28 protein-coding genes, 1 pseudogene and 1 riboswitch are annotated in these 24,761 nt (G+C 32.0%); of the genes and pseudogenes, 9 read left to right on the top strand and 20 right to left on the bottom strand.

Features of this window, described 5'->3' with window-relative positions; all coding sequences use genetic code 11:
• Positions 1-4 precede the first annotated feature (4 nt).
• The 8 genes from KA867_RS01520 to sufC form a co-directional block, all read right to left on the bottom strand.
• Positions 5-853 (bottom strand): DUF72 domain-containing protein, encoded by an 849-nt coding sequence (locus KA867_RS01520; protein ID WP_107384287.1) that lies wholly within the window; start codon positions 851-853, stop codon positions 5-7.
• A 190-nt stretch (positions 854-1,043) separates the two neighbouring features.
• A complete protein-coding gene (locus tag KA867_RS01515) occupies positions 1,044-2,111 on the bottom strand; it encodes an NAD(P)H-dependent flavin oxidoreductase (RefSeq protein ID WP_210136847.1) in 1,068 nt (355 codons plus the stop codon).
• 53 nt (positions 2,112-2,164) lie between these two features.
• The gene (locus tag KA867_RS01510) at positions 2,165-3,184 is read right to left on the bottom strand and encodes a hemolysin family protein (RefSeq protein WP_210136846.1); all 1,020 of its coding nucleotides are present in this window, start codon (positions 3,182-3,184) and stop codon (positions 2,165-2,167) included.
• Positions 3,185-3,424: 240 nt separating this feature from the next.
• On the bottom strand, positions 3,425-4,822 hold the full coding sequence (gene sufB / locus KA867_RS01505; RefSeq protein ID WP_019469760.1) for a Fe-S cluster assembly protein SufB: 1,398 nt from the start codon (positions 4,820-4,822) through the stop codon (positions 3,425-3,427).
• A gap of 138 nt (positions 4,823-4,960) precedes the next feature.
• The gene (sufU, locus tag KA867_RS01500; protein ID WP_107384290.1) at positions 4,961-5,410 is read right to left on the bottom strand and encodes a Fe-S cluster assembly sulfur transfer protein SufU; all 450 of its coding nucleotides are present in this window, start codon (positions 5,408-5,410) and stop codon (positions 4,961-4,963) included.
• On the bottom strand, positions 5,400-6,638 hold the full coding sequence (locus KA867_RS01495; protein ID WP_245355888.1) for a cysteine desulfurase: 1,239 nt from the start codon (positions 6,636-6,638) through the stop codon (positions 5,400-5,402). The genes sufU and KA867_RS01495 overlap by 11 nt, the downstream gene beginning before the upstream one ends.
• Before the next feature lie 171 nt (positions 6,639-6,809).
• On the bottom strand, positions 6,810-8,117 hold the full coding sequence (sufD, locus tag KA867_RS01490) for a Fe-S cluster assembly protein SufD (protein WP_210136844.1): 1,308 nt from the start codon (positions 8,115-8,117) through the stop codon (positions 6,810-6,812).
• Between the two features lie 100 nt (positions 8,118-8,217).
• On the bottom strand, positions 8,218-8,979 hold the full coding sequence (gene sufC / locus KA867_RS01485) for a Fe-S cluster assembly ATPase SufC (RefSeq protein ID WP_019469764.1): 762 nt from the start codon (positions 8,977-8,979) through the stop codon (positions 8,218-8,220).
• A gap of 366 nt (positions 8,980-9,345) precedes the next feature.
• Between sufC and popT the strand changes: the two genes are divergently transcribed.
• The gene (gene popT / locus KA867_RS01480; RefSeq protein ID WP_210136843.1) at positions 9,346-10,197 is read left to right on the top strand and encodes a polyprenyl-phosphate transporter PopT; all 852 of its coding nucleotides are present in this window, start codon (positions 9,346-9,348) and stop codon (positions 10,195-10,197) included.
• Between the two features lie 732 nt (positions 10,198-10,929).
• On the opposite strand, the gene KA867_RS01475 is transcribed toward popT, so the two are convergent.
• The 7 genes from KA867_RS01475 to KA867_RS01445 all read right to left on the bottom strand — a co-directional run bounded on the left by KA867_RS01475 (position 10,930) and on the right by KA867_RS01445 (position 15,586).
• Positions 10,930-11,745, bottom strand: coding sequence for a MetQ/NlpA family ABC transporter substrate-binding protein (locus KA867_RS01475; protein ID WP_210136842.1), 816 nt, complete (start codon positions 11,743-11,745; stop codon positions 10,930-10,932).
• 18 nt (positions 11,746-11,763) lie between these two features.
• Positions 11,764-12,459, bottom strand: coding sequence for a methionine ABC transporter permease (locus KA867_RS01470; RefSeq protein ID WP_019469767.1), 696 nt, complete (start codon positions 12,457-12,459; stop codon positions 11,764-11,766).
• On the bottom strand, positions 12,452-13,477 hold the full coding sequence (locus KA867_RS01465; protein WP_210136841.1) for a methionine ABC transporter ATP-binding protein: 1,026 nt from the start codon (positions 13,475-13,477) through the stop codon (positions 12,452-12,454). The genes KA867_RS01470 and KA867_RS01465 overlap by 8 nt, the downstream gene beginning before the upstream one ends.
• A gap of 81 nt (positions 13,478-13,558) precedes the next feature.
• Positions 13,559-13,664, bottom strand: a riboswitch (SAM riboswitch).
• A 53-nt stretch (positions 13,665-13,717) separates the two neighbouring features.
• Positions 13,718-14,017, bottom strand: a complete 300-nt coding sequence (locus tag KA867_RS01460; RefSeq protein ID WP_210136840.1) for a thioredoxin family protein — start codon at positions 14,015-14,017, stop codon at positions 13,718-13,720.
• Positions 14,014-14,406, bottom strand: a complete 393-nt coding sequence (locus tag KA867_RS01455; protein WP_210136839.1) for a toprim domain-containing protein — start codon at positions 14,404-14,406, stop codon at positions 14,014-14,016. Before KA867_RS01455 ends, KA867_RS01460 begins: the two co-directional genes overlap by 4 nt.
• 265 nt (positions 14,407-14,671) lie before the next feature.
• Positions 14,672-15,052, bottom strand: coding sequence for a glycine cleavage system protein GcvH (gene gcvH / locus KA867_RS01450; protein ID WP_019469771.1), 381 nt, complete (start codon positions 15,050-15,052; stop codon positions 14,672-14,674).
• A 180-nt stretch (positions 15,053-15,232) separates the two neighbouring features.
• Positions 15,233-15,586, bottom strand: a complete 354-nt coding sequence (locus KA867_RS01445) for an arsenate reductase family protein (RefSeq protein ID WP_210136838.1) — start codon at positions 15,584-15,586, stop codon at positions 15,233-15,235.
• Between the two features lie 143 nt (positions 15,587-15,729).
• Here KA867_RS01445 and KA867_RS01440 point away from each other — a divergent pair, with 143 nt between their 5' ends.
• Together KA867_RS01440 and KA867_RS01435 are read left to right on the top strand one after the other, a co-directional pair.
• On the top strand, positions 15,730-16,050 hold the full coding sequence (locus KA867_RS01440) for a thioredoxin family protein (protein ID WP_210136837.1): 321 nt from the start codon (positions 15,730-15,732) through the stop codon (positions 16,048-16,050).
• 591 nt (positions 16,051-16,641) lie between these two features.
• Positions 16,642-17,118: pseudogene (locus KA867_RS01435) on the top strand (transposase); the annotation flags it as partial.
• On the opposite strand, the gene KA867_RS01430 reads toward KA867_RS01435, so the two are convergent.
• Together KA867_RS01430 and aroD are read right to left on the bottom strand one after the other, a co-directional pair.
• Entirely contained in the window at positions 17,062-17,607 is a 546-nt protein-coding gene (locus tag KA867_RS01430) for a nitroreductase family protein (protein ID WP_210136836.1), read from the bottom strand. The pseudogene KA867_RS01435 and the gene KA867_RS01430 overlap by 57 nt on opposite strands.
• Positions 17,608-17,673: 66 nt before the next feature.
• On the bottom strand, positions 17,674-18,393 hold the full coding sequence (aroD, locus tag KA867_RS01425; RefSeq protein ID WP_210136835.1) for a type I 3-dehydroquinate dehydratase: 720 nt from the start codon (positions 18,391-18,393) through the stop codon (positions 17,674-17,676).
• Positions 18,394-18,568: 175 nt separating this feature from the next.
• Between aroD and KA867_RS01420 the strand changes: the two genes are divergently transcribed.
• The 5 genes from KA867_RS01420 (at position 18,569) to KA867_RS01400 (ending at position 22,598) form a co-directional block, all read left to right on the top strand.
• Positions 18,569-18,994 carry an organic hydroperoxide resistance protein gene (locus KA867_RS01420; protein WP_040030180.1) on the top strand — a complete coding sequence of 142 codons (426 nt, stop codon included), beginning with the start codon at positions 18,569-18,571 and terminating at the stop codon, positions 18,992-18,994.
• 487 nt (positions 18,995-19,481) lie between these two features.
• Positions 19,482-20,018 (top strand): GNAT family N-acetyltransferase, encoded by a 537-nt coding sequence (locus KA867_RS01415; protein WP_019467658.1) that lies wholly within the window; start codon positions 19,482-19,484, stop codon positions 20,016-20,018.
• 204 nt (positions 20,019-20,222) lie between these two features.
• Positions 20,223-20,489, top strand: a complete 267-nt coding sequence (locus KA867_RS01410) for a hypothetical protein (RefSeq protein WP_210136834.1) — start codon at positions 20,223-20,225, stop codon at positions 20,487-20,489.
• Positions 20,490-20,666: 177 nt separating this feature from the next.
• Entirely contained in the window at positions 20,667-21,962 is a 1,296-nt protein-coding gene (locus tag KA867_RS01405; RefSeq protein WP_210136833.1) for a CitMHS family transporter, read from the top strand.
• A 399-nt stretch (positions 21,963-22,361) separates the two neighbouring features.
• Entirely contained in the window at positions 22,362-22,598 is a 237-nt protein-coding gene (locus tag KA867_RS01400) for a hypothetical protein (RefSeq protein ID WP_019467655.1), read from the top strand.
• Between the two features lie 9 nt (positions 22,599-22,607).
• Here the strand turns inward: KA867_RS01400 and KA867_RS01395 are convergent, their stop codons facing one another.
• The 3 genes from KA867_RS01395 to KA867_RS01385 all read right to left on the bottom strand — a co-directional run bounded on the left by KA867_RS01395 (position 22,608) and on the right by KA867_RS01385 (position 23,875).
• Complete coding sequence (locus tag KA867_RS01395) at positions 22,608-22,823, bottom strand: sterile alpha motif-like domain-containing protein (protein WP_210136832.1); 216 nt, start codon at positions 22,821-22,823, stop codon at positions 22,608-22,610.
• A 583-nt stretch (positions 22,824-23,406) separates the two neighbouring features.
• The gene (locus KA867_RS01390; RefSeq protein WP_210136831.1) at positions 23,407-23,613 is read right to left on the bottom strand and encodes a TM2 domain-containing protein; all 207 of its coding nucleotides are present in this window, start codon (positions 23,611-23,613) and stop codon (positions 23,407-23,409) included.
• Positions 23,614-23,683: 70 nt separating this feature from the next.
• On the bottom strand, positions 23,684-23,875 hold the full coding sequence (locus tag KA867_RS01385) for a hypothetical protein (protein ID WP_210136830.1): 192 nt from the start codon (positions 23,873-23,875) through the stop codon (positions 23,684-23,686).
• Positions 23,876-24,260: 385 nt separating this feature from the next.
• Here KA867_RS01385 and tsaT point away from each other — a divergent pair, with 385 nt between their 5' ends.
• On the top strand, positions 24,261-24,470 hold the full coding sequence (gene tsaT, locus KA867_RS13555; RefSeq protein WP_457314068.1) for a type II toxin-antitoxin system toxin TsaT: 210 nt from the start codon (positions 24,261-24,263) through the stop codon (positions 24,468-24,470).
• Positions 24,471-24,761 lie beyond the last annotated feature (291 nt).

The raw sequence follows: 24,761 nt of genomic DNA, 5'->3' as shown, positions 1-24,761 counted from the left end.
GCTCCTAAAATAATTTTAATTGTTGTGGTGCTAAGCCTTCATAATCAATGCCTAGTAATGTTTGATATGTCTTAGCATTTTGTGCAGCATGACCACCTGAGTTATTATTAAAAACGACATAAATATTTTTAGCTTTTTGTTCTAATAACTTCACTTTTTGTGCTAAATCTTGAAGTTCTTGTTTATTATAATCGTACAAGTACCTTACATCTCTCCATGCTTCATCCGTCATATCTTTTTTCGTCCATCCATGTTCATTTCTGCCATGATAACGCACAAATGCTGTCTCGTTTGTAATACGATTCACTAAGGGTATTGAACCTTGGCCAACTTGTGGTTCATCACACACTGCGTGTATCATGTCATATTCAGTTAAAAAAGCTAATGTTTCTTCTTTAAACTGATCATTAAACCAAGATTGATGTCTAAATTCTATACAAACAGGAAATGCTTTCAACTGTTCTCGTACATATCGAATATATCTGATGTTTTGTACTGTACAATCAAACCAAGGCGGAAATTGTACTAGTACCATGGCTAACTTTTGTTCAGACTTTAATGGCGTTAACATCGCTTTAAACTGATCAAAAAGTATTTGTCTTGATTCTGCAAAATCATGATAATCTGCATGAAGTGTTAATGCCTGATGAATTTTAACTATAAATTGGAATCTCTCAGGCGTCTCTCTTATCCATTTTCTAATATTTCTTTCAGGTTGTATCGCATAATAAGATGCATCTAATTCTACGATGGGAAAGTGACTTGCATATGTAATTAGCTTATCTGATTTACGCTGTAAATCTTCGTACAAAGTATCATGGTCTCCCCAACCTGTTAATCCAATATTTATCATAGTATCACCAGTTACATGATACCATAGATGATTTATGAGATTCACTAGATTAAATTATATTCTTCAATTGTTTCAACAGTTAAGGTTAGGATAAAACAACGATTACTGTAGTAGATACACGAAACATAAAAATTAAAAAAGTTGCTATCATATTAAAAATAGCAACTTTTCTTGAAACAACTTTAGTCCATTACTCGTTAAGTATACGTTTGGTTTCTTGTATGATATTAGCTATCAATTCAGAAGCTGAACTAGGTCGTGATAACCTAGGACTTTGTCCGCTCCATAGATGTGTCCATTGCTCATTACCTAAGTCAGCTGCAGTTTTACGAATACTTTTAGTTAATTGGTTTTGTATAGGATAATCTGGAATGTCATCATCATAACGTTCCATCTTGTGTATGAATTCATTATCGATACCTCTAGCTGCTTTACCTGTAAAAGCTTTGGTGATGACAGTATCTGTTTCTTTACTTTGTTGTATTGCATTTTTATATAAAGCTGATGCACCACTTTCTTCTGAAGTTAGAAATGCCGTCCCCATTTGTACAGCTTCGGCACCTAACACCATACTTGCAACAACGCCTCGTCCATCCATGATGCCACCTGCTGCTATCACTGGAATAGATACATTGTCTACGATTTGTGGCACCAATGACATGGTACCAATTAATGGTGTGTGATCTCCTGAAGTTACAGTGAAAGAACCTCTATGCCCACCTGCTTCACTACCTTGAGCGATGATTGCATCCATTCCAGCACTTTCATTAGCTTTCGCTTCTTCCACTGAGGTTGCTGTTCCTATCACAGTAATCTGACGCGCTTTCAATTTTTTAATAATATTTTGATTTGGTATTCCAAAAGTAAATGAAACGACAGGAACCCCTTTTTCGATTACCATATCTACAGATTCATTAAATTGCTGTTCTTCACTAATATCAATCACAGGTTCCTCTAGATTCAAAGCTTTTCTATAGGGGTTTAACCATGCATTCATGTGTTCTACACTTTCTGGAATATATAATTGTTCACTTGGAACAAATAAGTTAACTGCAAAAGGTAAATCCGTTAATTCTTGAACATATGTTATTTCTGAATCTAACTTCTCTGAATTAAAATATCCTGCCCCAATTGTACCAAGACCTCCACTATTACTAACAGATGCTACTAATTCAGGCGTTGTACTACCTGCCATACCTGCCTGAATAATAGGAAGTTTAATATTCAACATTTGGGTCACTTTTGATGAAAAGTGCATACAAAACACCCCTTTAATTAAAAACAATAACTTAAATTTTGTGACTATAGTTTTTATTTTTTATTATAAGCTTGCATTTGTGCTTCTAATTTCTCTTGCTCTTGTTCGTCCATCTCATCTTCAATTTCCATACCTAGCATCTCTTCAATCAAATCCTCATGAGAAACAATGGCATCTGTCCCACCAAATTCATCTAATACAATCGCTAAATGTTTACGCGACACAGTCATTTTTCTCAGCGCCCATTCTGCTCTATTATGCTCATTCACAAATAAAGGTTCTGAAGTATATTGTAAAATATTGTTTGACTTTTCTTTACTCCATGCTAGCAAATATTTTGAATGGAAGATGCCTATAATATGATCGATATCACCATCATAAACTGGATAACGTGTATACGGATTCGTCACTACGGTATCGTACGCATCTTCATAAGATATATCAGCCGGAAATGCAGTTACATTAATCCTTGGTGTTGTATCGATATTTGTTATTTTTAATTGTTCAAAATCCATAACACCTTGAATTCGATTTCGTTCCATTTCATTGAATGCACCTTCACTACCAGCAATCGTAACCATCTGTCTAATCTCTTCTTTTGATAACCGTTGTTGATCTTCTTGCCCTTTAGAAAGTAAATTATTGATGATATCCGTTAACCAGTTTAACAATTTCGTAATTGGTTTAAATATTGTGACAAAAAATGAAATCGGTGTATAAACCAATCTAGACATACGATCTGGATAAGTTGCAGCAACAGATTTTGGAATCACTTCAGAAATAATGATAATAGCAACCGTTGTAATTGCGGTAGCTACACCAACGTTCATTCCAATATCCACTGCTAATACTGTCACTAATGTAGGTAAAATAATATTCGCAATATTATTTCCAATTAAAATTGTAGTAATAAATTCACTGGGTTTTGTAAGTAGTTTTGATAATTTAGCAGACTTTTTATCTCCATTTTCAGCTTCAGTTTGTATTTTCATCCTATTTGCAGCAGTTAAAGCTGTTTCACTGCCAGAAAAGAAGAATGAAGCAAATAAAAGTATGATTATAGCTATAATCATATCAGCATAACTCCTTTTTATATTCTATAAAATTTTAAACGATATGTATCAATTCCCTTGTTTTACAATACATAAACGCATTTCCAACTATTAAAACAGCGTTTTCAAAACAACTATAATAAAAAAACACGAAGTGATATATATTTGAATGCCCACAGATATAAGGGTATCAAAATCATATCACTCGTGTTTTTAAAATTTAATCACTTACTGTAAAACTAAACTATTGTCAAAAATACTTTAGCCGATTGAACCTTCCATTTCAAATTTGATAAGACGATTCATTTCAACAGCATATTCCATTGGAAGCTCTTTTGTAAATGGTTCAATGAAGCCCATAACAATCATCTCTGTAGCTTCTTCTTCTGAAATACCACGACTCATTAAATAGAATAATTGCTCTTCAGAAACTTTTGATACTTTTGCTTCATGTTCTAATGAAATATTATCATTAAATACTTCATTATATGGAATTGTATCTGAAGTAGATTCATTATCTAAAATTAAAGTATCACATTCGATGTTAGAACGTGCACCTTTAGCTTTACGGCCAAAGTGTACGATACCACGATAAATAACTTTACCGCCATCTTTAGAAATAGATTTAGATACAATCGTAGATGAAGTGTTAGGTGCTTTATGAATCATTTTTGCACCAGCATCTTGAACTTGTCCTTTACCAGCGAATGCAATTGATAGCGTACTACCTTTAGCGCCTTCACCCATAAGCACACAGTTTGGATATTTCATCGTTAATTTAGAACCTAAATTACCGTCAACCCATTCCATATTACCATTCTCATGCACTAATGTACGTTTTGTAACTAAGTTATAAACGTTATTAGCCCAGTTTTGAATTGTAGTATAACGCACATGGGCATCTTTGTGGACGATAATTTCAACTACAGCTGAGTGTAGCGAACTTGTTGTATAAACCGGTGCAGTACAACCTTCTACATAGTTAACTGAAGCACCTTCATCTGCAATGATTAGTGTACGTTCAAATTGCCCCATGTTTTCAGAGTTAATACGGAAATACGCTTGTAAAGGCGTATCTAGTTTAATATTTTTTGGTATATAAATGAACGATCCACCAGACCAAACAGCTGAATTAAGTGCTGAGAATTTGTTATCTCCAGCTGGTACAACTGTTGAGAAATATTGTTTAAATAATTCTTCGTTTTCTTTTAATGCAGTGTCTGTATCTTTAAAGACAATTCCTTTATCTTCAAGTTCTTTTTCCATATTGTGATAAACAACTTCTGATTCATATTGTGCTGAAACACCAGCAAGATATTTTTGTTCTGCTTCAGGAATACCTAATTTATCAAATGTACGTTTGATTTCTTCTGGCACTTCATCCCATGAACGTTCAGTTTGTTCTGATGGCTTAACATAATAAGTGATATCATCAAAATTCAATTCTGATAAATCGCCACCCCATTGAGGCATTGGCATTTTGTAGAATTGTTTTAATGCTTTCAATCTATAATTAAGCATCCATTCTGGTTCTTCTTTCATATTTGAAATTTCACGGACAATATTTTCTGTTAAACCGCGTTCTGATCTAAAAATGGAAACATCTTCATCATGGAAACCATATTGGTAATTGCCCACATCAGGTGCTTTTTTAGCCATTTAAATCACTCCTTTTATATATTAAAACGACTCGCGTCAAGATAACTTCATTTATAGTTACATCGTAATTACAACCTAATCTTGATGTTATGTCTAGTGTGAATGGAAATTTACACAATGTCAACGTATCAACATGGATTAGTCTTCTGTATTTCCTTCTTTTTCAACTGTGCCTTTTTCTAAAGCTTTCCAAGCCAAAGTAGCACATTTAATTCTAGCTGGGAATTGAGAAACGCCTTGTAGCGCTTCTATATCTCCCATCGCTTCGCTGATTTCATAATCTTCACCAAGCATCATTTTTGTGAATTCTTGACTCATTTGCATTGCTTCAGCTAAAGAGTGACCTTTTACTGCCTCTGTCATCATAGAAGCACTTGACATTGAAATTGAACAACCTTCTCCATCAAATTTAGCATCTTTGATAAAACCATCTTCAATATCAAACGTAAGATGGATGCGATCCCCACAAGTTGGATTATTCATATCTACTGTCATTGCACCAGTATCTAAACTCCCTTTATTTCTAGGGTTTTTATAATGATCCATAATGACTGAACGATACAACTGGTTTAAATTATTAAAATTCATATGAGAAAAACTCCTTCGTTTGATTCAAGGATTGTACTAACTGATCAATATCTTCTTTCGTATTATAAATATAGAAACTTGCACGTGCAGTTGACGATTGATTCAACCATTTCATCAACGGTTGTGCACAGTGATGCCCTGCTCTAACAGCAACACCTTCTGTATCAACTGCAGTCGCTACGTCATGTGCATGAACGTCAGTCATATTGAAAGTGATAACACCAGCACGTCTGTCTTTTGGTGGACCATATATTTCAATACCTTCAATTTCAGACATCTTATCGTAAGCATACATCGTCAATTCATGTTCATGTGCTTGTATTGCATCAAAACCTAGATTTTCAATATAACGGATTGCTTCAGCTAAACCAATCGCTTGTGCAATTAATGGCGTACCAGCCTCAAATTTCGTAGGTAAATCAGCCCATGAAGCATCATATTTTTCAACAAAATCAATCATGTCTCCACCAAATTCGACCGGTTCCATTTCGTCCAGTAAGGCGCGTTTACCATAAAGTACACCGATACCAGTAGGCCCTAACATTTTATGACCACTAAAACTATAAAAATCAACATCTAATGATTGCATGTCTAAATCCATGTGTGGCGCTGCTTGTGCACCGTCCACACTCACGATAGCACCATGTTCATGCGCAATGTCTGTGATAGCCTTAATGTCATTAATTGTACCTAGTACATTTGAAACGTGCGTGATAGCAACAATTTTTGTATTATCATTAATTGTCGCTTTTATATTTTCAATTGTAAGTTCACCTTCATCTGTCATTGGAATAAACTTTAAAGATGCATTTTTGCGTTTTGCTAATTGTTGCCATGGCACTATATTAGCATGATGTTCCATTTCAGTGACTACAATCTCATCACCTTCAGAAATGTTCGCATCTCCATAACTATGTGCAACCATATTAATGGAAGCTGTCGTTCCACGTGTGAAGATAATTTCTTCAAAATATTTTGCATTAATGAAACGTCTGACTGTTTCACGTGCGTTTTCATAACCATCAGTTGCTAATGATCCAAGTGTGTGTACGCCCCGATGAACATTAGAGTTATAACGTTTATAATAATCAGCTATAACATCAATGACTTGTGTTGGTGTTTGACTAGTAGCAGTTGTATCTAAATAAGCAAGGCGGTTATTGTTAACTTTTTGGTTAAGGATTGGAAAATCTTTTAATATTTCGTTAACATTTAGTGATTGGGTCAAATTATCCACAGACCTTTCTTAATTTAAAAAATCAATAAAGAAACCGTAGCAATTTAAGAAATACAACAAACTAACTTATATTAATTCATTTAATCTGAGCATTTTATAATAATGTTCAATCACATTCTCTTAATATTAATTTGCTGCGGATTCAATTGTATTTAGTATTTATTATTTATTAACTTTTAATTCGATGACTTCACGTAATTTACGTTGGACATCTTCAATTGGCAATTCACGTACAACTGGATCTAAGAAACCATGAATAACGAGACGTTCAGCTTCTTGACGAGAAATACCACGGCTCATTAAATAATATAATTGTTCAGGGTCAACACGACCAACGGATGCAGCATGTCCAGCCTCTACATCATCTTCATCGATAAGTAAGATAGGGTTCGCGTCACCACGCGCTTTTTCAGATAGCATAAGGACACGAGATTCTTGGTTCGCAATAGATTTCGTACCACCGTGTTTAATATGGCCGATACCATTAAATACTGTTTGCGCGCCTTCTAACATTACACCGTGTTTTAAGATATAGCCATTTGTTTCTTTACCATATTGCACAATTTTAGAAGTTAAATTAATTTTCTGACTACCAGTACCTACAACCACTGATTTGAGTTCACTTTCAGAACGGTCACCAATTAAATTAGTTGTATTATCAATGATTTGACTACCTTCGTTCATTAAACCTAATGCCCAATTTATAGTGGCATCTGCTTCAGTAACACCACGGCGAATAATATGGCCAGTGAAGCCTTTATCTAAATAATCTACTGAACCGTATGTGATTTTTGAATTAGCACCAGCACTTACTTCTGAAACTATGTTAAGTTGGTTACCTTCTCCACTTGCGATTGATAAATAGTTTTCAACGTAAGTTACTTCAGCACTTTCTTCAGTAGCTATAATGACATGGTTGAAGAAACTTGCATTCTCATCATCGTGTAATACTACGTATTGGATTGGATGCTCAACCACTACATTTTTAGGAACATATACAAATACACCACCATTTAGCAATGCAGTATGTAATGCTGTCAATCTATGTTCATCAACTGTAACAGTTTCATTCATGAAATATTTTTTTACTAAATCAGGATGGTTGATCAAAGCTTCTGCTAAGCCTTCAACGACAACGCCATCATTTTGAGCTGAATCAGAAACTTTTGTGAACGCTAATGTATTATTATGTTGGATAACCAAATTCTCAGTGTTTTCAACATCAATAATCTCTCTAACTTCACTTGGTAATTCTTCTAATGATTCATATACGTCACCCGTTGTTTCATGTTGTTTAAATGAATCAAAGTCCCATCTCGTGATTTTTGTTTTATCTGGTTTTGGCATTTCTAAAGTTTCAGTTAATTGCAACGCTTCTTTACGTAATTCAGTTAACCAAGAAGGTTCATTATGGGCTTGTGAATATTCAACAAGTTGTGCTTCAGAAATGTTTAAAGTTTCAGTCGTCATACTTTTTTCCTCCCATTTGATGATTGTATGATTTAACTCATCGGTATAAATCAAAACCTAAATCTTCATCTATAATATTATTTTTCATATGAATTAAGACTTATTCTGCAGCATTAAACTCTTCTTTAACCCATTCATAACCTTCTTCTTCAAGACGTTTCGCTAATTCAGGTCCTCCTGAAGTAACAATTTTACCACCATACATAACGTGTACATGATCAGGTGTAATATAATTTAATAGTCGTTGATAGTGCGTAATGATTAATGAACCAAACGTTTCTCCACGCATTTGATTGATACCTTTTGAAACTACTTTTAATGCGTCAATATCAAGTCCAGAGTCAATTTCATCTAAAATAGCAAATTTAGGTTCTAGCATCATTAACTGAAGAATTTCATTACGTTTTTTCTCCCCACCTGAAAATCCTTCATTTAAATAACGTTGCGCCATATCTTGATCAATATCTAAAAAGTCCATTTCTTTGTCTAACTTTTTAATGAATTGCATTAAATTAATTTCTTCGCCTTCTTCACGTTTAGCGTTTATCGCAGAACGCATAAAGTCAGCATTCGTTACACCAGTGATTTCTGATGGATATTGCATAGCTAGGAATAATCCAGCTTTAGCACGATCATCAACATCTAGTTCTAAAATGTTAACGCCGTCTAATAGTACTTCACCTTGTGTTACTTCATAGCTTGGGTGTCCCATGATTGCTGATGATAATGTTGATTTACCTGTACCATTAGGTCCCATTACTGCATGTATTTCTCCTGTATTAATTGTTAGATTAACACCTTTAAGAATCTCTTTATCTTCAATAGACACATGTAGGTCTTTAATTTCTAATGTTGATGGCATACATATTCCCTCCGTATTATATGATATGTTTTTCCTATCTAGTTTATAATAATTTTAATCTACAGTCAAAAGACTGAGCCCTTGTTACACCTTCTAATTATAACGCAGTTGTGTTGGAATATAAACCTTTTCAAGTGCTAAATTAAAATTGTTATCAAAATACAATGATTTTTGATAGTACGTTAATCATTTCTTTAACTGATAATATAAGATATGATGTTCTCAACTCATTTATTCCTATATCTATCTATTATAAGCAAAGTACATTCTATAATCATTCACTCATTTTAACTTTTGTTTTTAATATAGTTCTAAGACAAATTGTGCTATCATTTTCAATATATTTTAGATAGAAAGGATTTTGGTATGTCAAAAATAAAGTGGTCAAATCTATGGAAAGGATTTGCAATGGGTACGTCTGATTTAGTTCCTGGTGTAAGTGGCGGTACTATCGCTTTGCTTTTGGGTATTTATGATGATTTCATACGGTCTATTAGCGGCATATTTTCAAAGAGGTTTTGGGAAAGCTTAAAATTCCTGATTCCTATTGGATTAGGAATGATCATTGCTATTGGTTTATTGAGCAAAGTAATTAATTACCTTTTAAGTGAACACACCGTACCAACCATGTTTTTATTTGTTGGACTAATCGCAGGCATCATACCCTATTTATTAAATACAGCAAGAGTTAAACAAACATTTCAAACATCTCATTATTTACTCGTTTTACTGGGTATTATAATCATTGTAGTGATCACCTTGTTAAACAATGGTGATAAACATGCAGGAGAAACACTTGAATTATCAACTGGTCTTATTATTAAATATTTTATTGCAGGTGTTTGTGCTTCTAGTGCAATGTTACTACCAGGCATTTCAGGATCCTTTATGTTATTAGTATTTGGTGTATATGGTACTGTAATGTTTTCAATTTCAGAATTTATGTCTTTAAATTTTAAAGCTGTACCAATCTTAATGGTCGTAGGTATTGGAATCATTTGTGGTTTCTTATTTTCTAGTAAATTGATTCAATACCTTTTAAACCATTATACTTACTTAACCTATGCACTTATCATTGGTTTTGTTGTAGGATCACTGTATGCAGTATTTCCAGGTTTGCCAAGTGATGTTTCCACTTGGATTATTTCTATTATTACAGTAATATCAGGCTACTTTATTAGCTACAAACTAGGACATGTTACTAGCGATGATTTTTAATTTTTCTATGTATAAACCATATTAAAATAAGATTGTATATTTATCAGAAGCTTATATAAGCATTTTGACAATACAGTCGTTATATAATATTTGATTTCTACCCTTATCAAAACATAAAGCCCGGAATGGTAAAGATTCGTTGCTATAACTAAGTAGTTTAGTTACAAATCCATACCACATCCGGGCTATTTTACATTCATACTTATACATCAATAGCGAAATGATATATGTATGAATGACTATATATAATGACGCACTATATTCTGATATAAAGTACGCCCCATTTTAAGTTCTCCCTATCACAGTTTGAATGATATTGTGGTATCGAAAAACACCATCAACATTTTCGTGCTTTAAAGCAATTCACTCAAACATAATTTAATTTTACGCCATAAAACTGTGGAATTCAAATATGTAATTTTTCTATTTATAATCATCTTGTAAGCAAAACAAATAAATATAACATCATCTCAAAAGGCAATGATCAATCCTTTAGATTATTAAACTCATCGAGTAACACCTCCCTATACAATTGTATAATACATTTGTTAATGAGAAATTTATGAACAAATTTGAGAATGTGCAACCATGTTAATATATCCTAAAGCATTCGTATTTTTTTATATGTCGTATTCCACGCACTACTACTTTTTATGCCCTTTTTCTAATTTTAAACAAACAAAAAGAACCCCATATCCATTGTGGTTAAAGGGTTCTTTATTAAAAACACTATTATTTTGCTGGTACTACTGCACCATCATATTTTTTATTGATGTAATCTTTAATTTCTTTAGACTGTAATGCATCCATTAATGCTTTGATTTTTTTATCGTCTTTATGACCTTCTTTGACACCAATCAAGTTAGCGTATGGATTGTCTTTTGCTTTTTCTAAAACAATTGAATCGTCTTTAGGACTTAATTTTTGATCAATTGCAAAGTTTGAATTAATGATTACTGCGTCAGCATCTTCTTTTTGATAAATCTTAGGTAGATATTCTGCTGATTGTTTATTGTTAAATTTGATATCTTTTTTATTTTCTACGATATCATCAAATTTAGCATCTTCAGTTTTAACACCTTTTTTAATTTTGATTAATCCTGCATCAGAGAAGAATTTTAAGAATCGACCTTCTTCTGCAGGGTTATTTGAAACATAAACAGTAGCGCCTTTTGGTAATTCTTTTAAGCTTTTATATTTTTTTGAATAAACAGCCATGGGCTCTAAGTGTACATTGCCTGCTGATTCGATTTTATAATTTTTATCTTTCTTTTCAGTATTTAGATATGGTGTATGTTGGAAGAAGTTTGCATCTATCTCACCTTTATCTAATAATTTATTTGGCGTCGTGTAATCGTTAATCGTTTTAATTTTTAAGTCATAACCTTTATCTTTTAAAATTGGTTTTGCTTTTTCTAAGATTTCAGCATGTGGGGCTGGAGAAGCACCAACTGTAATTGTCTTATCTTTACCACCACCGCCATTACCACAAGCAGCTAATATTAATGCTAAAGCTATTATTGAAGCTAAACTAAATAATTTTTTCATATAATTGTCCCCTTTAACTTAACGTTTATCTATTTTATTTGTAACTTGGTCTCCAATGAATTGGATGATAAAAACAATAATTAAGATTAAAATTGTAGAAACGAATATGACATCGTTTTGGTTTCGTGTGAAGCCAGTTAAGTATGCTAAGTTACCTAAACCTCCAGCTCCAATCACACCAGCTACTGCAGTAGAACCTACTAAAGCAATTGCTGTTACAGTTATTCCAGATATCAACGCTGGCATTGCTTCAGGTAACAACACTTTTTTTACTACTGTCCATGTTGTAGCTCCCATTGACCAAGCAGCTTCAATAACACCCTTGTCAATTTCTTTAAAAGCGATTTCCACTAATCTTGCGTAGAATGGTGCTGCACTGATGATTAGTGCTGGCAAAGCACCGGTTGGTCCACTAATCGTTCCAAGTACTAAACTCGTAAATGGTATAAGTAGTAAAATTAAAATAATAAATGGTATTGCTCTGAATAAATTCACCACAAATGATACAACGCTGTAAAACACTCTAGCTACTGGCGATTGACTTTTAGCAGATAAAAATAAAAGCACACCAAGTATCAAACCAAAAATAAAAGCAAATATTGTAGATATCACTGTCATATAAATTGTTTCATATGTAGCTAACCAAACCTCGTCCCAACTTACATTAGGCATTGTTAGCATTTCCTGTAGAATCTCGCTGAATGAACTACCCATGCTTTAACACCTCCACAGAAACATGTTGTGCACTTAAATCATTTTTGAACTTTTCGAATTTTTCAGAATTTACATCTAATAAATGTAATACTAAAAAGCCCAGTGCACCATCTTTAGTATGTTTAATATTTGCTTCAAGAATATTGACATCAATATTATGGGTCTTTGTTATGTATGACACTAATGGTTCAGTTGTATTGTTTCCTGTAAAATTCAAACGTACGACATAAGCACTTTCATCTAAATCAATCAATTCAGAAATGGATTCGTCAAATTCATCATTTAAGTCTTCTTTGACAAAGCGTTTCGTTACTTCATGTTGAGGATTCTCAAAAACAGTTGACACACTTCCTTGTTCTATAACACGGCCATTTTCCATTACTGCCACTTCATCACAAATGCGTCTGATGACTTGCATTTCATGTGTGATGATAACGATCGTTAAATTTCTTTCTTCTTTAATTTTTAATAATAATTCTAAAATTTCATCTGTTGTTTGAGGGTCTAATGCACTTGTCGCTTCATCACAAAGCAAGACATTAGGCTCATTTGCTAACGCACGTGCAATACCCACACGTTGTTTTTGTCCACCTGATAATTCTGATGGATAGGCATTTTCTCTACCTTTTAGTCCTACCAATTCCACTAATTCCATCGCTCGTTTTTTTGCTTCACTGCGCGATACACCAGCAATTTCTAATGGAAAAGTAATATTATTCAAAACATTACGTGACCACAATAGATTAAAATGTTGAAAAATCATGCTCACTTTTTGACGTTTTTTTCTCAATTCTGATTTCGATAAGTTCCCTATGGTATCTCCATCAATGATGACGTCTCCTGAAGTTGGTTGTTCAAGATGATTTAAAAGTCTTATCAAAGTACTTTTACCTGCGCCTGAAAAACCAACCACACCAAAAATGGAGCCTGATTGAATGCTTAAATCAACATGATCTACTGCTAACACATCGTGTTTTTTCGTTTTATATCTCTTAACGATTTGATTTAATTCAATCATTGCCGTTTCCTCCTTGTATTGCTCATTCAATTAAAAAATGCTCTCTCTTTTCACCGAAGAATAGAGAAAGCATACCCGCTTCTCTCATCTTCTAAAGTTTATCTACTTTATGTGAATTGGCACCATTTCTATTACAGACGGTTGCCGGGCTTCATAGGGCACATCCCTCCACCTCTCGTGATAAGAGTTCATTATTTAATTATCCATAATCCTACCATTGTACTAAAGATTCGTCAATAATTATTTTAAATTTTCTAACAAATAAGGCACTGATTGAAATGCATAAATTCTTTTTTGTTCTTCGCCTTTGGACATAAGCATAAGTATCGGTACTGATTGTATCTCATGTTGTTGGCTAAAATCGGGATGGAAATTTAAATCTATTTTAGTAATTGGTAATTTTAAAATTTCATTCGCAATATCTAACATTCGTTCCGATACTTTACATGTACCACAGGTTGGTGTATAACCAAAAATTAGATATTTTTCTTTATCTACGTGTTCTAAAACATTAACACACGTTTCATTCTGTACATTCATGTTAATAAACTGACCCTTTCAGCAATATAATCTAATTTTGCTTTTGCTACTTTTTCTTCATCTTTCACTAAAAATCCATGCTTTGCTAATACTTTTGACAAATAGGCTTTAGGGCATCTCGCAACTTCACCATATTGTTTGTCTATGTGAATGTGTTTACTTTCACTTAAATATTTTTTAAACCATCTACGTATCTTTTCACCTTCATCATCTGCATCTGCAAGTACATAAACTTGCTTGTCGTATAATGATTCAATCATTTCATCTAACTTATCAATCCCCATAGTACCATTAGTACAAATGATTTCAATAGGTTGGTCAATCACCTGGTTCACCCGTTTCTTGTCTGTTTTCCCTTCGACAATGATAACTTGGTTTAATATCGCCATGACATTCACCTCTAAATGTGATAGTAAATTCAATTTTATATTTAGTTCTACACCAGACATTAGCAACATAAACATTTATTATAGATTCTTATTATAATCTTAATAATTGAATATTCAATTTATCAGCAATGGTATTACTAATGATATTTTTCAATGTAATTTATACTTCAAAAAACAACTTGAATATTGAAGTGAAATTCAGTCTTTCATCATAGGGTAAAATAAAAACTCCATGATATATCGTATCGTGGAGTTTGATTTCATATTATTCACCGATCATTTCAGAGTATTGGTCAGCTGACATTAGCTCGTCTAATTGACTTTCATCACTTAACTCAACTTTAACCATCCATGCTTTTTCATATGGTGATTCATTAACGAATTCTGGACTATCTTCTAGTTCATCATTTGTTTCTACAACTTTACCTGAAACAGGTGCATAAAGTTCTGAAACTGTTTTTACTGATTCAACACTACCAAAAGATTCACCTTCGTCAATATCGTCATCAGTTTCAGGTAATTCAACGAATACGATATCACCTAATTCACTTTGCGCGTACTCAGTGATACCAATCGTCACTGTATTTCCATCAATTTTTACCCATTCATGTTCTTTAGAGTATTTTAATTCACTTGGTACTGCCACGAGAATCCCCTCCTAAATGTTTTTACATATTCATGATGCCATATGAAAGGCTTACAATCAACTATTTAATCGATTTTACAATACTTCTCATGTTTCACAATTCATCGCACAAAACATTTTCAAAGTATATAGTTATTATTCTCAAAAGTTGTTAAAAATGAATTGTAAAAGAAAATGTGTTTACAACCAAGTTTCCTTGTATTGTTCCTCTTTAAAACCTACTGTTACTTTATCACCTAATACAGCGAGTGGTCGTTTCACTAACATGCCATCCGAGGATAATAAATCTAGTTTTTCTTCGTCGGAAAGGTCTTTTAATTTATCTTTAAGGCCTAATTCACGATATTTTGCGCCATGCGTGTTAAAAAGTTTATTGATATCAATACCTGTAGTATTAATGATTTCTTTAAACTCATTTTTAGTCGGTGTATGTTGCACAATATCGATAGGTTCAAAACTTACCCCGTATTCTTGTAAAAATTTTGCAGCTTTTTTACAAGTTGTACAATTAGGATATTGGTAAAATTTTATCATTTTTCAGGACCTCCTATGCTTAGTTAACACTAATATAACAAACTTATAACAAAAACGCTCTAATTATTAAGCTGATTTTTTTAATAACTGCAAATTGTCGGTTATAATGTTTACAATAATATCTTTTATAAAGGAGTCTAATTATGGAATCAATTAATACTAATAATCAATTTAAAAATACAGTACAAAGTGACGAGCCAGTCATCGTTAAGTTTGAAGCAGGATGGTGCCCAGACTGCAAGGCAATGGACATGTGGATTGACCCAATTGTAGAAAAGTACAACAATTATAACTGGTACACTGTAAACCGCGATGAATTGGAAGACGCTGCAGCTGAAAATGACGTTATGGGTATTCCAAGTTTATTAGTTTTTAAAAACGGAGAAAAATTAGCCCATTTACATTCGGCAAATGCTAAATCTCCTGAACAAGTTGAATCATTCCTAGCTGAAACGTTTGAGTAATTATTGGTTTAATTCTATTAATTTTAATTTTTAAACAATCAAAATTTTGAAGTAAGCATTAAAATGAGAGTGGAACAAAAATCCCCATTCTCAAAATAAGAGGGCCAATCCTTAATATGGATTGGTCCTCTTTATATTTAATATATTACGATTTTGATCGTGCATGCTTGCCTGGGGATATGGTTCGAGCCTGTAGTCTCTCACTCATATCATTTCCCCGGGCGTCAGCACGTTGCAAAATCTCTATAGGTGATGTGTTTTAATACAATAGAAAAAAACTTCGTATTATTTAACTTATACAACTAATATTAAGTCATATTTTTAATTAACCAAAAGATATAACTTAATATAAATACACATGATGGATACGTCCATTTTATATAAAAAACTTACGATTTTGACCGTGCATGCTTGCCTGGGGTATGGTTCGAGCCTGTAGTCTCTCACTCATATCATTTCCCCGGGGGTCAGCACGATGCAAAATCGTTTGGAATATTTATCAAAATACAAAAGCAAAGCCTCATTTGAAACAATTCATTCCCTCTAATATATTGATGAAGTTCTTATTTTATAAAATTAATAACATGACTCAAATGGTACGAATGTGATGATCGTTTCAAATGTCCACTTAAAAATTGATGTATGAAAAGCAATGCAAAAACGAATAAGAAGATAATGAAGCATTTTAATTGGGAGTATTTTAAATCTCAAATTAATCAGCAGCTTTCAGAAACAGAAACTAAAAAATCTACAGTCAAGAAAAATTGATGTAGAACCAGTTTTTGGATTCATGAAAGCTATTTTGGGTTTCACTCGAATGTCAGTTCGAGGGATAGACAAAGTCAAAAAAGAATTAGGATTTGTCCTAATGGCATTGAATGTAAGAAAAATAGTAGCTCAACGAGCTAAATTATTTGATAAAAATAAAGAAAACGACAATTTCTACATATTTCAATAGAAATTATCGTTTTCTGTTTAGTCAGAGACATTTATGTCCCAACCCCATTTTATTTAAAACTTATCAATGACTTGATTTTGTTGACGTTCTCGATGTGGCATTTTTTCTAAATCTTTCAAATCAGTCAAATATAGTAATCCAACTAAACGTTCATCGTCTTTCACACCAAATATTTTGCGTATTTCAGGATTGAAAATATAAGCCGGTGACTTCCAACAAGTACCTATACCTGATTCAAAAAGTAATAGCATAAGATTTTGTGCAAATGCACCAAATGCCATATTATTCTCTAAACTTTCTTTTTGTCTTGGATCTTCTTTAACGATTAATGCAAGCATACCACCTAAATTGGTAGCAACTTTATAGTGATCTTCCTGCTTCTTTCTCAGATTAGGAAAAGCAATTTCAGTTAATTGCTTACTCATATCTCCCAATCTATCTTTTGCGATATGAACCACTCTCCAAGGTGCTCTCAAGCCGTGATTGGGTGCATCTGTAGCACGCTGTATCGCTTCATATAAAGCATCGTCATCTATGTTCATATCTCTTCTAAAGACCTTTATACTTCTTCGTTGAGTTATTGCATCTTGTAGTTCCATCTAATATCGCCCTTTCACTATTGATAACTATTTTCAATTATAAGATAGTACGATTAGATTTTCAAACTACTGATATAGCTTTAATTGCGCACGCAAATTTTCAACTTGTATCTGTCCAGGTGCTTTAGGATTATCCAAACAACCATAGGATACTGCACCACCAAAAATACCTTGAGCAGTTCTTGAAATGATGCCTAATTTTGACATAGCAATGCCAATCACTTGTTGTGGCACTGTATCAACTGTTGTTGATAATGCTGATAATAAATTTAAGACATCTTCTTTACTATAAGGCATGACTGCAACTTTTAAGTAATCTGGATTCATTTGATGCATTTTAAAATACAAATGTTTTAACTGAGCAAGTGGTGGCGTTTTTTGAAAATCATGATAAGACAATATCACTTCAACATCATTTTTATGGGCTTGATCAATCAAGTTCACTATATATTGAGATTGGCGGTTAATTTCAAATTCAACGTCAATCATATCCACGTGGTCTATTTCAATTATCCTTTCAAGTAATTTAATGTACGCATCAAACGACAAATCACCTTTACCGCCTTGTGATTGTGTGCGATAAGTAACTAAAATTTTCTTATTTAAGTTTAGCTCATATAAATTATCAATGACATTAGCTACGTCATCAACCCTTGGTGTTGCCCATTGATCAACTCTTAATTCTATTATATCGATAGATGTTTGATATTTTACTAATTCGTTTAAAAAAGTTTGAGAAATTTCATTTTCTGGTGCTATGGTTACTGCAATTTTTACTTCAGACATTTTTAAAACTTCCTTTTCACTCAACATTAAAATTATTGTATAACATTACTGAGAACTAACACAATCTTAAAAGAACATCATTTAAGTAAATAATAAAAATCTATTCACCTTTTATATGATTTAAATTTAATTTACAGGGTATAGTCGTTATATAAGTAATTTAGGAGGTAATATAATGGCAGTAAATTATGAAACAAAAGCAACGAATACAGGTGGTCGTAACGGTCACGTTCAAACAGATGATAAAGCAATTGATGTAGCAGTCATTCCTCCAGCACAAGCTGATGCTGAAAAAGGCACTAACCCTGAACAATTATTTGCAGCAGGTTATGCATCATGTTTTAATGGTGCATTTGATTTAATTCTTAAACAAAATAAAGTGAGAGGCGCTGAACCTGAAGTCACTTTAACTGTACGTTTAGAAGATGACCCAGAGGCTGAAAGCCCTAAATTAAGCGTTTCAATAGATGCAAAAGTTAAAAACGTTTTATCACAAGAAGATGCTGAAAAATATCTACAAGATGCACATGAATTTTGTCCATATTCAAAAGCAACACGCGGTAATATTGACGTAGATTTAAATGTACAAGTAGTAGAATAACGATAATGCTAAACCCCCAAATTCTTAATCGAATTTGGGGGTTTTTTGTTGTTTTAATACTACTTATGCTTATGTCATGATGTCTTTTGATCGTTTTCTCTTTTTTATTAATTGTCTTCATCTTTATAATTAATCCAGAGGTAAATCATTAATATGGCAAAAGAAATCAAGATAAGCAAAATTAGCGAAACTATAATAGTCATTAAAGATTCCACTTATCGTGCCTCCGCTCATAATATATCATCCACCATATTATACCATAATTATCATATCCATTCGCGTTACTTAAAAATTAAATTAAATGCAATTAAACACTTAAAAACTTCATATTTTTTTGTTTTTTAAATTAAAAATGATTTCATGTTTTTGAATAAAATTAAATATAGTGTTGCTCAATTATCCTTTTTCCCTTAAAATCAAATTTAATACGGCAGTAAAATTTATTAATCTATTATATAAATGGTTTATAAAGTTTAGGAGGCATACAATGACAAATATACGTTATTTATCAATCGATGATTTACCCAACTATAGAAAATTATTAAAACGTGGCATTCATGAAGATCTTGACGTATTTGCTTGGAAATTGCAAAATGATCGATGCTTAGCCGAACTAAATTTAAACGATTTACTTTCTACTCATTCAAATCAATCAATTGTCATTGGCGCTTTTCAAGATAGTGTTTTGATAGGTGCTGTCACACTTATATTTAATCAAAATTACAGCCTGTCACACAAAGCAGTAATCGAAAATATGTGTGTTATGGGTAATAACCATGAACTCAAAGAACAAATTGCCAAACAATTAATGAAATATGTCTTCCAAATCTGCCATGATAAACAAATTGAAATTCTAATGACTTCACTTATATCAAATAATATTAGTGGCAAAGTCTTTTTTAGCAATTTAAATTTTGAGTTACTTGCAATAGAAAAATTTGCCAGAAAATATGATGTAGATTATGTTGATGAACATTGGTTGATTTACTATTTTAATGGTGAGGAAATGTCTTTATTCGAATAAACAAATCTTTGATACTACTCATTCACAATATAGACGCCTCCAAAACTACTATAATTTGGCGCTTTTCGTTAATCGTCTTTTGATAAATGTTATGTCATATATAAAAATGACTTGCAATTAAATTGTTAAGCAAATATTATTTTATTAAGCTATCATTTATAACATTAGATTAATAAAAGTATTTCTTAGAGAGGACTGAACAATTTGAAATATGCAACGACATTATTATCACTGTTCTTGTCATTAGTTACATTAACAACGCCATTATTAGCAGTTAATAAAATTTTAGAAGGAGATATGCAAATATTAGCTGGCCTGTTGTTCATATTAGGTGTACTGCTTATTAATTTATATGCATGTTTACGTGGGGATCGTATTGCTAATATTTTTGCTATGTTGGTATCATTATTTTCTTTAGCATTATTAAGTTACCCTTTTTGGAAGTCATATGTAATAAATTTTTTCTTTTGATTTTATGAATACATATTTATTTTATAATATTTAATAACCACTAAACACTTCATAACTATTTATTTTAGTTATGAAGTGTTTTTTAAATATATACTTTTTAGACAAGTATAATATTTTATTTTCAAAAAATTTATGAAAAGTATATAATAATAAAAACAAAGGGGGAAAATTGAATATATGAACTTAGCAATTCTCGGTTTTATTATGATTATCATCTTTATGGCATTAATTATGACACGTAAAATGTCTGCTTTAACTGCGTTAATTGTTATACCTACCATTTTTGCTTTAATTGGTGGCTTCTATGCAGGTTTAGGTAAGTTTATGTTAGATGGCATAGAAACTGTAGCACCAACTGGAATTATGCTGACTTTTGCCATACTTTATTTTGGCGTTATGATAGATGCTGGCTTATTTGAACCAGTCATTAATCAAATTATAAAAGTCGTTAAAGGGGATCCAGTAAAAATAGCAATAGGCACTGTGATTTTAGCATCTATGGTAGCACTAGATGGTGATGGTACCACTACTTTCATCATCACTGTAACTGCAATGATGCCACTTTATAAAAAGATTGGCATGAGTCTATATACTTTATCTACATTGGCACTTCTATCTATCGGTGTAATGAACATGTTGCCTTGGGGTGGCCCCACTGCACGTGCGATTTCATCTTTGCAAGTAACTACTGAAGAGGTCTTTGTGCCCATCATACCTGCAATGATTGCTGGTATATTATTTGCTTTTGGAGTTGCTTACATACTTGGAAAGCGTTCAAAAAAGTATCTTACATCAAATACAAATATTGATTTAAATGATATAAAACCTACCGATACAAAGGAAGAATCTTTATTAAAAAGACCCAAAATGCTTATTCCTAACGCAATACTAACAATTTCATTAATCGTCTGCCTGGTTATCGGCTTAATGCCAATACCAGTCTTGTTTATGTTATGGTTTGGCTTTGCAATATTACTAAACTATCCTAATTTAAGTATTCAAAATTCTGTTGTAAAAAAACATGCAGGAGATGTACTTTCTGTAATCAGTCTTGTTTTTGCTTCAGGTATATTTACAGGTGTAATGAATGGAACAAAAATGGTTAACGAAATGGCTAATACTTTGGTACAAATCATACCGGATGCTATGGGTAATCATTTTGCGTTAATCACGGCAATTTTGAGTGGGCCATTTACATACTTTATGGCTAATGATCCTTTCTATTACGGTGTATTACCTATTTTAGCTGAATCTGCACAACAATTTGGTATTTCAAAAGTTGATATGGCCAGAGCTTCAGTTCTAGGTCAGCCATTACACGTGTTAAGTCCATTATATGCTGCTGGTTATTTACTGGTAGGTATGCTAGATATAGAATACGGCCAAAACCAACGTATAGTAATAAAATGGGCTGTTGGATCTAGTCTATTTATGATTTTAGTAGCTTGTATTTTAGGAATTATACCGTGGTAAAATGCATATCTCAACATACTACAAGAAAATATGCACAGTAAACAAAAATGTTAGCATTTGAATACAAAAAGCACGCATCCACATTAAAGTAGATGCGTGCTTTATTTGTATACGGGATTAACAATTTGTCTCACCAATTAATTAGTTTATGACATGCTTTTAGTACTGTGCTTATATTTATATATTAATGATTATCAACAAATAGATATTATTTTTTATTAATTTCATTAGTAGACAAACGATTGTAATAATACACTTTAAAACACTTCAAAATAACAAATTTCAAACATTTACTATTTTTTTATCAATTAGTAGACAATTAAAATAAAATTGTCGTTTTATTTTATTCGTACATGGGTAAAACTTAACGTCGGATTTACAATGTTAAGGAGTGTTTTTATGAATCAGATTAATGAGTGTATATATATTAATCCTTCAAAAATTTCTCTTGATTGGGAATGTTTTGTTCTAAGCAAAAGTGACATGGAATTAGATGGCCTACCTACAGAACTTATTAACACATGGATGGCTCAAGATATCATTGAACCTTTTTCAATTAGAAATAACGAAATTAATTTTAGAACGGAAGATATTAAATATGCTCTGAAAATAAGAAACTGGTATTACGAACAATGAATCTTTATGCTAATTAACGCTTAAGTTATTCAGATATAAACTTAATGCCCTTTTTGCAGACGTCATTATTTCATTATAATTATAATTCGTTTTAAAGTATGCATATAATTCATGATATCCTGTTGCATGTTTAGGGAAATTTTTATCTTTATTTACAAAATAGGCAAGTTGACCAAGTGGCGTGTCGTCATTAACAAAGTCATTTATAAAATCATAGAATGTCATAAGCATTACCTCGATTATTTAAATTTTAATCGTTACATGTCTTACTATTTAAAGCCTTTTCATAATCATAACAAATAATATTTATTTGTCTATCACTGTTCATTTTTAAATTTAAAAATGAACAGTTTAATTGTTGTTTTCATAGTATTTAATCAAAATTGTAAATATTGTAAAGTTTATGAATTCTATTGCTAAAGCAATAAAAATTAAATACTTTTTCATTTTAATTTGATTGATGTCATTATATTTTTTAATATAAAAATGAGTTCGGGACATAAATGTCTCTGACTAAACAGAAAACGATAATTTCTATTGAAAAAATTTAGAGGGAATGAATTGTTTCAAATGAGCCTTTGCTTTTGTATTTTGACAAATATTCCAAACGATTTTGCATCGTGCTGACGCCCGGGGAAATGATATGTGCGAGAGACTACAGGCTCGAGCCATATCCCCAGGCAAGCATGCACGGTCAAAATCGTAATATTTTAAATATAAAGAGGACAAATCCATTGTTAAGGATTTGCCCTCTTATTTTGAGAATGGGAATTTATATCCCAGCCTCGTTTTATTTTATATCATAATTTTAAACTAAAACATTGCCATTTTGATCTGCAGGTTTAAATAATGTAATAATCGCACCTATAATAGCTAAAATTTGTGGAATACCTGTCCAACAAAACACGAGGAACAAAAGACCCATACCAGTTTTTCTAGCATAAAACTTATGAATTCCAAAACTTCCTAAAAACACCGCTAAAACAATATAAATTACTTTATTTACTTCATTCATAATTTTCTATCTCCTTACTTATTCGATTCACTACCATTATACACCGTTATAATTAATAAAATCTAAAATTTTAATGTTTATACGGTAATTCTTTTTTAATTGGCAAACGCTTTTTCGAAATATGAATTTCAATTTTCAATATTTCTGTAAATTCAGTGGGCATTATTTCTATACTCAGTTCAATCAATTTTTCTAAAATGTTATTAATTGACTTGGCGTTTTGTGCGCTATCATTAAAATGTATTTTCACTTGTTCTATCATTTGATTTTCTTCAATTAATATTAATGCTCTCCCGTATACTTTATTTTTTTACCACGTTAAAAGGCTGGCCGTAAATAATGACTTATATCCTGAAGTGTATGAAATTTTTCAAAATCCGTTGTGATATGCGTATTTCATTTACTGCTTGTCTTGCCCTATCCAATTTCACTTTAAAATTGCGCAAGCCATTCCCCTTTTCTACGGTTAGACATCATCATGCAAATATTCTATTTTTGCAATTTACTTTTTATAACCAAATTTATGATAATATCTTAGACTATGGCATCTTATGAATAAATGATAAAATATAATACAAACGAGCTTACAAAACTAAAAACAATTAATTTTTAAGTTATTGAATAAAATCATCAAGCATTACAGCTAGATGACATTACAAAGGAGGGACAAGCATTTGAGTTTACATTTCATGATTGTATTTTGGCTTTCACTCATATTTTTAATTTGTGGAATTATTTCCTTAATATTTTATAAGTTGAAAGACAAACAACAAACCAAAGAATCTTTACTCGGACTGACCGTTATGTTAATTATTTTTGGTGTTGTGGGTATACTCTTTACTATTATTTTCAGTTAGATCATATTTAAGCGTTCAAGATCAATATCAGTTCAATGCGTATGCGATCAAACAATCTTAGTTTAAACTAAACGATATCATAAGCTTCTGAGGTGCCACTTTAAATCAATTCAATAAGTGGCGCTTTATTACAAGCTTCACCCATGAAACACTTAAAAATCATCAATTCCTCCTACTTCCATAACATAAGTCATTTAATTTTAAAAACGAATCAAATATGCTCGCACTTATGTTTGTATTTTAAACGTATCAATTCAATTTGTAATGAAATGAAAAACCATTAACAGAATA

It is taken from the genome of Staphylococcus sp. GDH8C109P (genome assembly GCF_017893405.1).
Lineage (GTDB): Bacteria > Bacillota > Bacilli > Staphylococcales > Staphylococcaceae > Staphylococcus > Staphylococcus cohnii.
Note: the sequence above shows the minus strand (reverse complement) of the source record. Positions and strands in the feature narration are given on the sequence as shown.